Genomic DNA, 14,114 nt, shown 5'->3' on the forward strand with positions numbered 1-14,114 from the left:
AATAGATACATCTAAAACTCGAAAGGGGAGAAATAAATACTTTATGAATGACAAAAACTGGTTAGATAAAGACAAAAATCTTATCTGGCATTCTATGTTTAGATACGGATCTGGCAAAGAACCCCTACTGGTAAAAAAAGCAGAAGGCATTAATATAATTGATGAAAAGGATAACCATTATGTTGACGGATTATCAGGTCTTTGGTGCGTAAATATAGGCTACGGAAGAGAAGAAATGGCAAGATGCACCTATGACCAGATGGTAGAAATGTCATATACAGCGCTAACAAACAGTCATCTGCCAGCAGTTGAGCTAGCAGATAAGTTAAATAAGTGGCTTGATGATGAATATGTTTTTTATTTTTCAAATAGTGGCTCAGAAGCCAATGAAACTGCTTTTAAATTAGCAAGACAATATCATCACCAAAATGATAATCCAGGTCGTTACAAATTTATATCTCGCTACAGGGCATATCACGGTAGTTCTTTTGCATCTTTAGCAGCAACAGGACAGTCCCATAGAAAGTACAAATATGAACCGCTAGCCCCTGGTTTTTTGCATATACCTCCGCCTGACTGTTATAGGTGTCCATTTAACAAAGAAAAAGCCAACTGTGAACTAGAATGCGTAAGTGCCCTTGAGCAAACCATTATATATGAGAATAAAAATACTATTGCCGGAGTTATCATGGAACCAGTTATAACTGGTGGTGGTATTTTAGTAACAAGAGATGATTATTTCAAAAAAGTAGAAGAAATCTGTAATGCCCACGGGGTACTTTTTATCGTAGACGAAGTAATTTGCGGTTTTGGCAGGATGGGGAACAGATTTGGGTATATGCAGTACAACGTAAGTCCGGATATTATCACAATGGCAAAAGGAATAACAAGCGCCTACCTACCTCTATCTGTTACAGCTGTTAAGAGAAGTATTTTTGATAAGTTCAAAGAACCGGGAGATTATGAACACTTTCGCCATGTAAATACTTACGGCGGCCACCCTGCTGCTTGTAAAGTTGCAGTCAAAAATATGGAGATCATTGAAGAGGAAAACTTAATAGATAATACTAAAAAAATGGGCAACATACTTGAGAAAAAATTACAAATCCTTCTTAATAATAAAAATGTGGGAGATATTAGATGCAAAGGATTACTAGCAGGTATTGAAATGGTCGAAGACAAAAAGACTAAAAAACCTCTAAAGGAAGAAAAAGTTGGGCAAATTATTGCAGAATGTAAAGACAAAGGTCTAATAATAGGTAAAAATTCAGATACCATTGCCGAATATAATAACATTCTGACATTAGCCCCTCCACTTATTATTTCTGAAAAAGATATTGATTTTATTGTAGATATATTAAGAAATGTTATAAGCTCTCACTTTCCTTCATAAAAGTGAGAGCTTATCTAGTTTGTTGCTATATATGTTGCTATATTTATATTTATGATCTCATCATGTTATCCAACTATATACCCAACCACAGCTAATCCGATAACCAAACTACTAACAACAACTATTCTTATTTTAAACTTAGTCATCTTTTTTCCCTCCTCAAAGTCACAAACTGTTGTTCAACTGCTAATATATACTATACACTGTAATAGCAAATAAAACAATCCCTATTATAGTTGGAAAAATAGGTTTTTTTACACTTTTTTATTGTCTTATATATTATTTTCTCATTATAACTTTGTTTTTTAAATTTGACATTTTAATATTACTCCGTTGTATTTATGAAGGTATTTCTAAAATAATGTAGAATTTAGAAAGAGTATTGCATTAAAACAAGATTTGTTCTAATCTATGAACCAGGAGAGAAGCTAACTTGGAAATTAACCTTTTTGTTTTTATTTTACACTCCATACCCGACTCGCTAGGGATAACGTTTTTTACTTTAGTTTGAATACTCGTACTTAAAATCACTAAAGGAGCCAGCTACACTTATTAAGGCAGGGATAGGGATGAGTTGGGAAAAAAATAGGTTAAAAAAAGTTCAAGAAATAATAATGGTAACTAAATTTTTCACATTAATATTTGTTTCGATGGCCATAATTAACTACATTGAGCCCCATGCAATTTGGGGGCAATTTGATAATAATATTTTCATAGTTTTAATTATCTTAAATATAATTTTTTTATTAGCCATCATCTATTTTGATCGTACTTTTTTGAAGAATAATCAAAAAATACCCAAGCACAGTTTAATCCTTAGTATTGGCTTTTTTCTATTAGTAACTTTTATAATCAACATGAAAGAACAGGCAGATACCCTTATTATGATCCTTTACATACTACCTTTACTTACAATTTCAATAACCCACGGACTTTTTTACGCACTTTCTTTTGCTGGATTAATTAGTATAAATGTACTATTCTTTAATTATGATTTTTTGAATGGACAAGATGTTTTTGATATTTATATTATTTTTATTGGAATTTTGTTTTTGACCGCCTGGTTAGCAGGCAGTTTTACTGACCTGGAAAGAAAAGCCAGAGATGACCTAATAAATTTGAACAAAGCTTTAGAAGAAAGCGAAAAAAAATACAACATTCTTTTTAATGGAACTTCTGATGTAGCTGTTCTATGCCAAGTCGAAGAAAATTTTAAAGTTAAAATTCTCAAGGCAAACCACTATTTTATCAATTCATTTAATCTAAAAAGCAACGAGATCCACGGCAAATATCTTAATGAAATTTTAAGCCAAGATATAATAAACAACTGGACGCAAAAAGCATTTGAAGCCTTAAAGGGAGGTAAAGAGATACGTTTTGAATGCTTTCACTTAGATAAGTACTATGATACTAAATTTATTCCGATTGTAAATAACAACAAAACGACCCATTTAATTATTACAGCCTCTGACATCACTCACAAAAAAGAAATGGAAAATTATCGCATAGAACTGGAAAAAATGGAGTCTATAGGTCTATTAGCTGGGGGAATAGCCCATGATTTCAACAACCTACTCATGGTTGCCATAGGTAATATTTCTTTAGTAAAAGAAAAACTAAACATATCTGATCAAAAAGATAATTACATATTTGAGTTATTAGAAAAAGCAGAAAATAGCCTGGACAAATCAAAAAGTTTGACCCAACAATTATTAACTTTTGCAAAAGGGGATTCCCCTGTAAAGAAAGCCATCTCTATTAAAGATTTATTAAATGAAGCTTGTAGCCTTGTTCTAGCAGGCTCTAATGTAAATTGTGAATTAATAACAGAAGATGATTTGCGCCCAATAAAAGCAGATGAAGGCCAAATCTATCAGGTCATTAATAACATTATGATTAATGCTAAACAAGCTATGCCAGAAGGTGGAACAATAAAAATAGAAGCAGAAAATATAACAATCAACAATGATGAAAATTCACTTCCATTAGATAGTGGTGATTATGTAAAAATATCCATTAAAGACGATGGTATTGGAATACCCAGAGAATATCTTGACAAAATATTCGATCCTTATTTTACTACAAAAAATGAAGGCAGTGGCTTGGGACTAGCTTCCTGTCACTCAATAATACTAAAACATGGTGGCTACATCACAGTTGATTCCAAACCAGGTATTGGTACAACTTTTAATATTTATCTAAAAGCTGCATCATTTGAAGAATTAGAAAAGAATGCCAAAACACAAACAGACTCTCTCGATCTAAATGGAAATGCCAGTATTCTTATCATGGACGATGAAGCTATGATAAGAGAAACACTCTATGAAACTTTTAGCAGATATGGTTACGATGTTGCCTGCGCAAAGGATGGTGAAGAAGCATTAGATATAGCTAGAAATAGAGATCAAACATTTGATATTGCGTTTTTGGATTTGACAATTCCTGGGGGAAAGGGAGGAAAAGAAACAATAAAAGAATTAAAAGATATTAATTCAGAAGTTAAAGCTTATATAATGAGCGGTTACAGCGAAAGCCACGTAATGTCTAATTATTATGATTATAATTTCGAAGGAGTAATAAAAAAACCTTTTAGAATAAGTGAAGTTAAGGAAATTTTAGACACCGAACAAAAATCAGAACAGGAAAAAGAAAAGGAAATAAAAAATTAATCAGTTAAACAGCCCGAAATCAATAATCCGGGCTGTTTAACTAAATTAACTCACAAACTTATACTTTTTTACTTTTTTCTTTATTACTTTGCAACTTTTTCTTTTTTATTAAAGGTTAGCTCCTTAGATTCTTTTTCTTCTAAATCTACTATATCTACATCTACAATTATTTCGTCCCCCGCTACTATTTCACCACTTAAAATTTTCTCTGATAAAGTATCCTCTAGATATTTCTGAATAACTCTTCTAAGTGGTCTTGCTCCATAAGCAGGATCATAGCCTTTTTCTGCTAATAATTCTTTTGCTTCTTTTGTTACCATTAGGTTAATATCAAATTCTTTCATCCTTCTATCCAGCTCTTGTAACATCAAATCAATAATTATCTTTAAATGCTCTCTTTCTAAAGAATGAAAAACAATTATCTCATCTAATCTGTTCAAAAATTCTGGTTTAAAAGTATTTTTCAAGACCTCAACCACTTGATTTTTCATGCTTTGGTAATTATTCTGCTTATTTTCTTCCTCAGTTGCAAATCCAAGTCCTTTAACACTTGACCCCTCATTAATCCTCTCTGCACCAACATTTGAAGTCATTATGATCACCGTATTCTTAAAATCAACAACTCTACCTTTAGAATCTGTTAATCTTCCATCTTCTAAAACTTGAAGCAATGTATTAAATACCTCTGGATGAGCTTTTTCTATTTCGTCAAACAAAATCACCGAATACGGGCGTCTCCTCACCTGTTCAGTTAATTGACCTCCATCATCATGTCCAATGTACCCCGGAGGTGAACCTACAAGCTTAGATGTCGTATGACGTTCCATATATTCAGACATATCTAACCTAATAATGGCGTTTTCGTCTGCAAAAAGTGCTTCTGCCAGCGCTTTTGCAAGTTCTGATTTCCCTACCCCGGTAGGTCCTAAGAATACAAAAGAACCAATCGGCCTTTTGGGGCTTTTTAGACCTGCTCTAGCTCTTCTAATAGCATTTGATACAGCTGTTACTGCTTCGTCCTGGCCAACGATACGTTTGTGTAGCGTTACTTCCATATCAAGAAGTTTGTCGCTTTCTTCTTTAGTTAATCTACTTACTGGTATACCAGTCCAGTCAGAAACCACATTTGCTATATCCTCACCACCTACCTGAAGAGGTTTGTCTAAATTCTTCTGCTGTTGTTCAATCATATTCATTTCCTCATCTCTTAATTCGGCTGCTTTTTCATAATCCTGATGATTTACAGCTACTCTTTTCTCATCTCTAATATGATCTAATTTGGTTTCTAATTCTTTTTCTGAATTCGAAGAATCAAAGGAATATAATTTTACTCCAGCTGCTGCTTCATCAATTAAATCAATAGCTTTATCAGGCAAAAATCTACTGGTTATATATCTATCAGAAAGTTTAACCGCATTTTCTAATGCTTCATCTGTAATTTCTACTTCATGGTGAGCCTCATATCTATCTCTTAGACCTTTTAACACTTCTAACGTTTCATAATTAGTAGGCTCGTCTATCTTTATCGGTTGAAAACGTCTTTCAAGGGCCGAATCTCTTTCGATATTCTTCCTGTATTCATCCAGAGTAGTTGCACCAATGCACTGAAGCTCTCCCCTGGCCAAAGCTGGTTTTAGAATATTTGAAGCATCAATTGCTCCTTCTGCACCACCAGCACCAATAACAGTGTGAAGCTCATCGATGAAAAGTATTATATTCTTATTACTAACCACTTCATCAACTATACCTTTTAATCTTTCTTCAAATTCACCACGATATTTAGTTCCCGCAACTATTGATGCTAATTGCAAACTTACAATTCTTTTACCTTCCAATATCTGCGGTATATCACCTTCAACTATTTTTCTGGCAATACCTTCTGCTATTGCCGTCTTTCCAACTCCAGGCTCTCCAACTATACAAGGATTATTTTTTGTCCTTCTAGATAGGACCTGGATCACTCTTTCTATTTCTTTTTCCCTTCCAATAATTGGATCTAATTTGTCTTCCATAGCTAATTTCGTAAGATCAGTCCCAAATGAATCTAAAACTGACTGTTTTTCAGAATTTGGATTTTGTTTCATAAATTTTTCACCACCAAATTTATTAAATTTCCCCTCTTTAATATCAAAGTTTTTCTCTTGATATTCATCTGCTTCTCTTTCATCAAATCCGCTCAAAATCTTTAAAACTTCCTCTCTCGCACTCTCTAGACTTACATTCATCTTACCAAGTATCTCAGAGGCCACACCCTCGTCAGCTTTGTCTTTTTCTGCTAACTCGCCTTCCATTATTAACCCTAATAACAGATGCTCAGTACCTACATAATTGTGACCCATCTTCTTTGCTCCCTCTAAGGCAAGCTCAATTACTGTTTTTACGCCTGTTGTATATGGGAAGTACCCCTGTTTTTCTCCTTCATCATAATCTTTAATCTTGTTAAAATCTTCTATAATCTCTCCTCTTACATTTTCTATATATACACCAAGGTTATTTAATGCTATCGCTCCAACCCCGTCACTTTCACGTAAAAGCCCTAACAATACATGCTCTGTTCCTATATAATCATTGTTTAATGATTTGGCCTCTTCAAGGGATAAAGTCATTACTCTTTGCGCTTTTTTAGTAAACCTTTTACTCATTTTTACCACCCCATTTTTTAATTTTCCCTATTAACTCCAGCTGTTTTGACCTTCTTTGACTATTTAAATAAATTATACCCTATTAACGTATAAAAGTAAAGATAAGAATTTAAGAATTACATTAAATTTCCTTCCATATGCTTAGTTTTACTTCAACATTCCATGTTTTTTGATATTATTAGTTATTATTATTGGTTGGGTCAATTTTCATAAAATTTTTAATAGAATCTCAATTGGGTCAATGCCAATGTTAAGAGTCAATTGTTTTACCCAGATTGTCAGAATTAAATAGATATCAAATAGATTTCCCAAAACTTCCTAAAGCCTTTTTCGCACGGCATTGTTTTAGCCGTTAATATTTTAGCAACGCTTTGACATCATTGCGGTTCATTGTTTTGTTTGACATTGGCCTGTGTCCAATGCTAAAATATACAAACAATCGGTATCTTAAATTACGTAATCAGGGGGGAGCTTAATAATGAAAACAGATAGAATATTAAATAGTAAATTATATAAGAAAGTCATATCTGCAGACCAGGCTGCAAACATTATAGAAAACAACATGACTGTTGCAACTAGCGGATTTACCCTTTCTGGCTATCCAACAGAAGTGCCCCTGGCTATCGCCAGAAAAGCAGAAAAAGAAAAAAACTTTAAAATCAATTTGTACACGGGAGCCTCGGTAGGTGAAGAGCTAGACAAAGCTTTGGCTGATAACAACGCAATAAACAAAAGGCTTCCTTATCAGACTAATAACAAAACAAGGGATATGATCAACGACCAGCGCATAAATTACATCGATCTACATTTGAGCCATTTCCCCCAGGAGTTACGTTATGGATTTTATGGCAAAATTGATGTGGCAATAATAGAAGCAGCATCAATTACTAAAGAAGGTAACATTGTACCAACAACATCAGTTGGCGCAAGTCCAACTTTTTGTGACCTAGCAGACAGTATTATAGTAGAAATTAACGATAATAAGCCAATTGAATTGTCAGGGATGCATGATATCTATACACCATTAGACCCACCAAACAGAGAACCAATTCCTTTAACAAGTCCAGAAGATAGAATAGGTACCCCCTACATCAAAGTAGATCCTGACAAAATAAAAGGCATTGTTTTAACCAATAGACGAAAAAACATTTCAAAAATACTATCCACTGATGAAACAAGTGATCAGATAGCTAACCATTTAATAGAGTTTTTACAAGGTGAAGTCCTAAAAGGAAGATTAGGAAAAAATCTACTCCCTCTACAGTCAGGAGTAGGCAAAGTTTCAAACGCTGTATTAAAAGGACTATCTAATTCGATGTTCAAAGACTTATATTTTTATTCCGAAGTTATACAGGATTCGGTCCTTGATCTATTAGATGAAGGCACAATCAAATTTGCTTCCGCAACTGCATTTTCATTATCAGAACATGGTTTTAAAAAAATGGTCAAAAACATTGATACCCTAAAAGACAAAATTGTACTAAGACCCCAAGAGATAAGCAATCATCCTGAAATTATAAGACGACTGGGCTCAATAGCAATGAATACAGCTATCGAAATAGACATATTCGGCAATGTGAATTCTTCACATATTAATGGAAGTGATTTGATGAATGGTATTGGTGGTTCAGGAGATTTTGCGAGAAATAGCTATATGAGTATATTTACCACCCCTTCTGTAGCAAAAGGAGGTAGCATCTCGGCCATAGTACCAATGGTCACTCATGTTGACCATACTGAACACGATGTCCAAATAGTAGTAACAGAGCAGGGACTAGCTGATTTAAGAGGATTAGCGCCAATCGAAAGAGCAGAAGCAATAATAGAAAATTGTGCTCACCCAAACTTCAAAAATTTGCTCTGGGCCTACCTAGAAAAAGCAAAGAAAAAATCTGGCCACACGCCCCATTTATTAGATAAGGCATTTAGTTATAATTTAGAATTGCACCCATATAGTAAAGAAAACAATGTAACAACACTTGAGTCTTTAACATAGACAGACTCTGACGTAGTTCACGCTTGATTCTGGTGCAAAAAGTCATATTAACATAGTTTTATGTCTAGTTGTAATACATCTTGATAACACTATGACTTATGTAAATAGACTTTTTGCACCAGAATTATTATTTTAATTTTTTTATTACAGATCATCTGGTTTTAACTGTTAATAAAGCAAGGCTAATAAACAACAATATTATTCCCACAAAATTAATACTTGTTATCTCCTCCCCCAACAGGAAAAATCCTAGTAGCGCTGCTGTCAAAGGCTCTGCAAGAGTTAGAGTAACACTTGTAGACGCCGGAACCTTGGACAATCCGGCAGAAAAGAGTAAGTATGCTGCAACTGTAGAAAATACACCCAAATACAAAATAGTGAGAAAACCAGGTAACTGAAATACCCAATCTATAGGGTAAAAGAAAATTATAGGCATTAGGAATATTGCACTACTAGCAAATATAACTGCTGTCACTGCTTCTGGGGCCTGATGATTTAATAAAACTTTACTTCCAAGTATATATATAGAAAAAGCAAACCCAGCTATAAGGGAAAAGAATACTCCTAAGGGATCAGCCGTAGCTTCCACTTCGCTCGAGATAACCAGAAGAATACATCCTGTTATGGCAAACACTGTAGAAAAATACCACACTTTTTTAGGTACTTCTTTCAAAAAAATATATGATAGTATCCCTGAAATTACAGGGGCAGTTCCCATAATTACAATTGTCCCGACAGCCACACCAGCTAATCTAACACCTGTAAAAAAGAAAGGTTGAAAGGCAGCCATTCCAATTATTGAAACTATAACAGGTTTTATTGGCCAGGGGTTATCAAAATTGATAGACCCTCTGAAAATCGCTAACATCAATAATAAAAAACCACCCAACAACATTCTAAGTGAAGCCACAGTTATTGGAATAGCTTCGGGTGGTCCAAGGGCTTGAGCAGTTCCTGAGGTTCCCCAGATAGCTGCCCCAACCACTACAAAAATAGCCCCTATAATTCTATCCTTTTTTGGTTCCAAATTATATCACTCCATTATAAAACATAACTTTATATTATTCCGTTAAAAGCAATCTTATATAATACTATCATTACTTATAACTTTGAATCAATCTTTTTTATAAAGTCACCCTTTTCATTTATACATATTTTTTTGAAGTTTGGATAATTTTTAGCAGGTATTTTTTATTTTATCTAGAATTAGCTAATTTAGAATAAAATAAGATTGTTGGTAATATTATGATAAAGGTTATATAGGTAACACGGGGGTCTCTATATAGTACCCCCATAATATTAAATAAAATTTTTAAAGGAGGGAATTTATCTTGAAGAAAATTGCAATTTTAGCAGTATTTGCTCTAGTTCTTGGGCTAACTTCAGGAGCTATGGCAGGATACGCAGATGGTACTTATGAAGGAGAGGCAGAAGGTTTTAATGGCCCTGTTACAGTTGAAGTAACTGTAGAAGGTGGAGAAATTACTGCCATTGACGCTACAGGTGACGATGAAACACCAGATTACTGGGAAGATGCTCAAGTTACTGTAGATGACATTATTGCTGCCCAGTCTACTGATGTAGACCTAGAGACTGGAGCAACTGGCTCAAGCGAAGGAATAGCTAACGCTGTTGACAACGCACTTGCAGATGCAGAAGCAGAAGAAACCGAAGAAGAGCCTGCTGAAGAGCCTGAAGAAGAAGTAGACGAAGAAGAGGAAGAAGAAGAACTTCCTGAAACTGGTGGCGGCGTTCTACCAATACTACCTGGTATCGGCGGACTTATTGCTGCTGGTGGAGCACTATTAATCGCTAAGAGAAAGTAAATTTAAATTGACACGTATGAAATAAAGGGTGAAAAATCTATGAGTTATAAAAATACAATATCTAAACTACAGGATAAAATACAAAATAAAATACGAGTTCGCACCCTAATTGGAATTGTACTTTTGCTGGCCGGAATTTCTCTGGCCAGCTTTCCTTATTTCCATAATATGTATTACCAACATATACAAGCAAGCCAGGTTGAACAAAAATTAGCAGAATTCCAGGAGAAAGAAAATCCCTCATTTGTAGCAGAAGATAGAGCCTATGAAAGAAATGTAACCCAGGACGTTTATGAAGACAAAGATCAGGAAGAGGAGCAAAGTGATGAAAGATTCGCCAACGAATTAGAACCTGATGATGGCATCCTGGAAATTCCAGCAATTAATCTACAATTAACAATAGGATATGGGGTAGAGCTCTCTGATTTAGAATCTAGTCCAGGGTTTTATCCAGAAAGCGGAACTCCAGAAACCGGAAATGTATCTATCGCAGGACACAGAACAACCTATGGTGCACCTTTTAATCAATTAAACGAACTAGACGAAGATGATGATATATACCTTTACTATCAGGACAAAAAATATACTTACAAAGTTAGCGAAGTTTTTGACACACACAAGCACGATTGGACAATTATTGAACCTACTTCTGAGCCTGCTTTAACTTTAACAACATGTCATCCACCTGGCTCATCTGAGAGACGCCTGATAGTTCGCGCTTATCTAGATGACTCTAAAGATGACTTTTAAAGCGATGAATACAACTGAAAATATGTTCGCGCAATTGTTTGTATGACAAAGCCCCTGTAGTATGCCCTTTTTCTATAGTAGTAACTTTTAATCCTCCATATGAATCTTTCTGACGTTCGTATCTTATTAGCTCATCATAACGAGCTAATAAAGGAAAAACATTACTATTATCTCTTCTGGCAAAACCTCTCTCAAAATTTAGCACAGATTCAATTAATTCAGGCTTTTGTTTGGCCTCTTCACTAACTGCTTCACTATACACAGACCTCAAAAAGACATCATCCATAGCTACACCGGCCAAAAGTGGTGTATATAATTTAGCACTATTGTAATGGATATGATGAAGGTTCGTGATAAAACCTCCAAGGCTAGTTCCTGCAACCAAAGTTTTTTTAACATTCTTTTCCTCAAAGTAACAAGCCAGTGTTTCAATTAAACACACTGATACAGAAAGCATTGTTATAATATTTTCTAGTGATCTTATCCCATGCTGGAAATCTTTCATAGATTTATGAAAAGGTGCTCTAACTAAAACTAAATTTAAGTTTAAATTTTCTTTTTCATAAGGGAATATCCCTCTAAAGCTATAATCATAAGGTATCTCGCTTGCACCATGGTGATAGATAATCACCGGCTTTGATTCATCTATCCACCTGGCAATACGAAATCCTGGATTTAATTCTCCAACCACAGTATTAGCATTAACCTCATAATCCCCTTCTCCCATAATATTAGGCAATCCTAACTTAATATTTTTTAAATTTTCCTCAATTCCAATTGATTCTATTCCTTCCCTAAAGTACTTAGGCATTAACCTTGACCCAATACCAATAGAGGCTTTGTCTATCATACCATGATAATTCATAATATTATCCCCTTTCTAAATTACGAAGAGATTCTAATTACAATATTCTAATTATGTTCTAGTTGGAATTATTTACTTTGAAAGAATTTTGTTTTCTTAGCGACAAAATAAATATATTTACGTTTTAATATATAGGAGTACAACAAACAAGGCAATAGATAATATAAAGGGGGGGAGCCAAAATGCATCCAAGAAAAAAAGTTCTTTTCATCCTTTCGCTAATACTGTTAATTATTTTAGTAACTACTAGTTATGTTATGGCTAACATGTTTAACAGGACAGAAGAGTCAGATTATGCTTCAAAGTTGGACGAGCTCTATCAGAAATACCAGTTGTTAAATGAAGAGAATTTGCTTCTTCAGGAAAAATTAGATTCACTAACAGAAGAAAAATATAATAGCACTAGCGTCTATGAAGAGAAAATAGAAGAAATAGAAGAACTAAGGTCAGGGAAAGAAAGTATCATTAACAAATTAATTCAGACAAAAGAAGAGTTAAAAAAGATCAAAGAAACTAATACTAATAAAAGTGATGATAATAGCAATAATCTAAATGAAAAAAATAATGTTGCATATTTAACTTTTGATGATGGACCAACCCACAATACAGAGAAAATCCTAGACATCTTAAAAACTTATGATGAAAATGCTACTTTTTTCTCTATCGGAGATGACACACCTTTTGGTATTAATATGTATCATAGGATAGTTGATGAAGGCCATGCTCTAGGAAATCATACCTACACTCATGATTACGAAAAAATTTATAACTCTCCTGAAGATTTTATGAAAGACTTTCGAGAAATGGAGGAGTTTTTAAATAACACAGTAGGTATAAAACCAAACATTATGCGGTTTCCTGGAGGCTCAAAAAGTGCAAGTGCTCTTCAAGCTGCAGGATATGATGTTATTGAAGATATAATCGAATTATTAAATAAAGAAGGTTATGTATACTTTGACTGGAATGTAACATCTGGCGATGCATCTTACCCTCCTCCAGATAAAGATGAGATTGTTAATAATGTATTAGAGGGAGCCACAAATCAAGAACACACAGTAATTTTATTTCACGACGGGCCATCCCAAGATGCCACAGTAAAAGCTCTTCCAAAAATAATTGAAGGTCTAAAAGAAATGGGCTTTTCATTTGATATTTTATCAGAAGACTCCTACAGAGCGCAGTTTAGTAGATAAAATGAAATATTAACTAAGAAGAAATCTTATAGCCATGGCTATAAGTACTAACCCAATAACAAATTTAACAACCCTATCTCCCTTTCTCACAGAAACTTTAACCGAAATAAATGCTCCTATAGCAGAACCTAGAGCAAGGGAGATAGCATAAATATAATTTATATTTCCTGTAAAGCCAAACAAAAACAAAATCGGTATATTGTATATTAAAACAATAAACACTTTGTGCATATTAATTTCCACAAAGCTTATCCCTTTAAGGTATTTCAAAACAAAAATAATTAAAAATCCTATACCGGCCTGTACAAACCCTCCATATAAACCAACTATGAACATGCCAAGCCATAACAAATATCGGCTTGGCTCTTTGCTACTCTTCTTAATCTTATCTGTTGGGACAAACAAAGAAATAATCACAAATATAATTACGCCAGACAATATGTTTTGAAAAGCATCATCACTTATATTAACAGCCAAAAAAGCTCCTATAACTGCCCCAGGTATTGTCAAAAGACCTAAGATTATACTCTCTCTTATACTCTTATCTAACTCGTAAGCATAGGTGCTAGCCCCGGAAGTACTCTCAACTAATAACCCTATTCTATTAGTTCCATTTGCAACCGGGGCATCAACACCAAGAAGCATCATAGTAGCCAGGGTAAGTGCCGAACCTCCCCCTGCCATCACATTTACAAAGCTTGCTACAACTCCTGCAAAAAAAATTAATAACATTCTTAGTAGTTCGTCCAATTTTTCCCCTCCTGAACGCCAAAGCTACTG

10 protein-coding genes are annotated in these 14,114 nt (G+C 34.2%); 6 read left to right on the forward strand and 4 right to left on the reverse strand.

Going from position 1 to position 14,114, the window contains the following annotated elements; genetic code table 11:
- Positions 1-43: 43 nt before the first annotated feature.
- Complete coding sequence (locus ACONDI_RS09610; protein ID WP_241078325.1) at positions 44-1,393, forward strand: aminotransferase; 1,350 nt, start codon at positions 44-46, stop codon at positions 1,391-1,393.
- Between the two features lie 569 nt (positions 1,394-1,962).
- Positions 1,963-4,062 carry a hybrid sensor histidine kinase/response regulator gene (locus tag ACONDI_RS09615; RefSeq protein WP_241078326.1) on the forward strand — a complete coding sequence of 700 codons (2,100 nt, stop codon included), beginning with the start codon at positions 1,963-1,965 and terminating at the stop codon, positions 4,060-4,062.
- Between the two features lie 83 nt (positions 4,063-4,145).
- On the opposite strand, the gene ACONDI_RS09620 is transcribed toward ACONDI_RS09615, so the two are convergent.
- Entirely contained in the window at positions 4,146-6,704 is a 2,559-nt protein-coding gene (locus ACONDI_RS09620) for an ATP-dependent Clp protease ATP-binding subunit (RefSeq protein WP_241078327.1), read from the reverse strand.
- A 478-nt stretch (positions 6,705-7,182) separates the two neighbouring features.
- Here ACONDI_RS09620 and ACONDI_RS09625 point away from each other — a divergent pair, with 478 nt between their 5' ends.
- Positions 7,183-8,700 carry an acetyl-CoA hydrolase/transferase family protein gene (locus ACONDI_RS09625; protein ID WP_241078328.1) on the forward strand — a complete coding sequence of 506 codons (1,518 nt, stop codon included), beginning with the start codon at positions 7,183-7,185 and terminating at the stop codon, positions 8,698-8,700.
- A 151-nt stretch (positions 8,701-8,851) separates the two neighbouring features.
- Here ACONDI_RS09625 and ACONDI_RS09630 read toward each other — a convergent pair whose 3' ends face one another.
- Positions 8,852-9,727 carry a DMT family transporter gene (locus ACONDI_RS09630; RefSeq protein WP_241078329.1) on the reverse strand — a complete coding sequence of 292 codons (876 nt, stop codon included), beginning with the start codon at positions 9,725-9,727 and terminating at the stop codon, positions 8,852-8,854.
- Between the two features lie 304 nt (positions 9,728-10,031).
- Between ACONDI_RS09630 and ACONDI_RS09635 the strand changes: the two genes are divergently transcribed.
- Together ACONDI_RS09635 and ACONDI_RS09640 are read left to right on the forward strand one after the other, a co-directional pair.
- The gene (locus ACONDI_RS09635) at positions 10,032-10,526 is read left to right on the forward strand and encodes an FMN-binding protein (protein WP_241078330.1); all 495 of its coding nucleotides are present in this window, start codon (positions 10,032-10,034) and stop codon (positions 10,524-10,526) included.
- A 39-nt stretch (positions 10,527-10,565) separates the two neighbouring features.
- A complete protein-coding gene (locus ACONDI_RS09640) occupies positions 10,566-11,276 on the forward strand; it encodes a class E sortase (RefSeq protein ID WP_241078331.1) in 711 nt (236 codons plus the stop codon).
- Here ACONDI_RS09640 and ACONDI_RS09645 read toward each other — a convergent pair.
- Positions 11,260-12,141 (reverse strand): hypothetical protein, encoded by an 882-nt coding sequence (locus ACONDI_RS09645; RefSeq protein WP_241078332.1) that lies wholly within the window; start codon positions 12,139-12,141, stop codon positions 11,260-11,262. The two genes, ACONDI_RS09640 and ACONDI_RS09645, sit on opposite strands and share 17 nt — an antisense overlap.
- Before the next feature lie 182 nt (positions 12,142-12,323).
- On the opposite strand from ACONDI_RS09645, the gene ACONDI_RS09650 reads away from it, so the two are divergent.
- A complete protein-coding gene (locus tag ACONDI_RS09650) occupies positions 12,324-13,334 on the forward strand; it encodes a polysaccharide deacetylase family protein (protein ID WP_241078333.1) in 1,011 nt (336 codons plus the stop codon).
- Positions 13,335-13,343: 9 nt separating this feature from the next.
- On the opposite strand, the gene ACONDI_RS09655 is transcribed toward ACONDI_RS09650, so the two are convergent.
- Entirely contained in the window at positions 13,344-14,084 is a 741-nt protein-coding gene (locus ACONDI_RS09655; protein WP_241078334.1) for a sulfite exporter TauE/SafE family protein, read from the reverse strand.
- Positions 14,085-14,114: the final 30 nt, after the last annotated feature.

Origin of the sequence: Natranaerofaba carboxydovora (assembly GCF_022539405.1) — a bacterium.
In the GTDB taxonomy this organism is placed as follows: Bacteria; Bacillota; Natranaerobiia; order Natranaerobiales; family Natranaerofabaceae; genus Natranaerofaba; species Natranaerofaba carboxydovora.

Bases quoted from the DNA above. Each gene is read 5' to 3' on its own strand.
- ACONDI_RS09640 (WP_241078331.1), top strand. From the start codon at position 10,566: ATGAGTTATAAAAATACAATATCTAAACTACAGGATAAAATACAAAAT.
- ACONDI_RS09645 (WP_241078332.1), bottom strand. From the start codon at position 12,141: ATGAATTATCATGGTATGATAGACAAAGCCTCTATTGGTATTGGGTCA.
- ACONDI_RS09620 (WP_241078327.1), bottom strand. From the start codon at position 6,704: ATGAGTAAAAGGTTTACTAAAAAAGCGCAAAGAGTAATGACTTTATCC.
- ACONDI_RS09615 (WP_241078326.1), top strand. From the start codon at position 1,963: ATGAGTTGGGAAAAAAATAGGTTAAAAAAAGTTCAAGAAATAATAATG.
- ACONDI_RS09650 (WP_241078333.1), top strand. From the start codon at position 12,324: ATGCATCCAAGAAAAAAAGTTCTTTTCATCCTTTCGCTAATACTGTTA.
- ACONDI_RS09625 (WP_241078328.1), top strand. From the start codon at position 7,183: ATGAAAACAGATAGAATATTAAATAGTAAATTATATAAGAAAGTCATA.
- ACONDI_RS09610 (WP_241078325.1), top strand. From the start codon at position 44: ATGAATGACAAAAACTGGTTAGATAAAGACAAAAATCTTATCTGGCAT.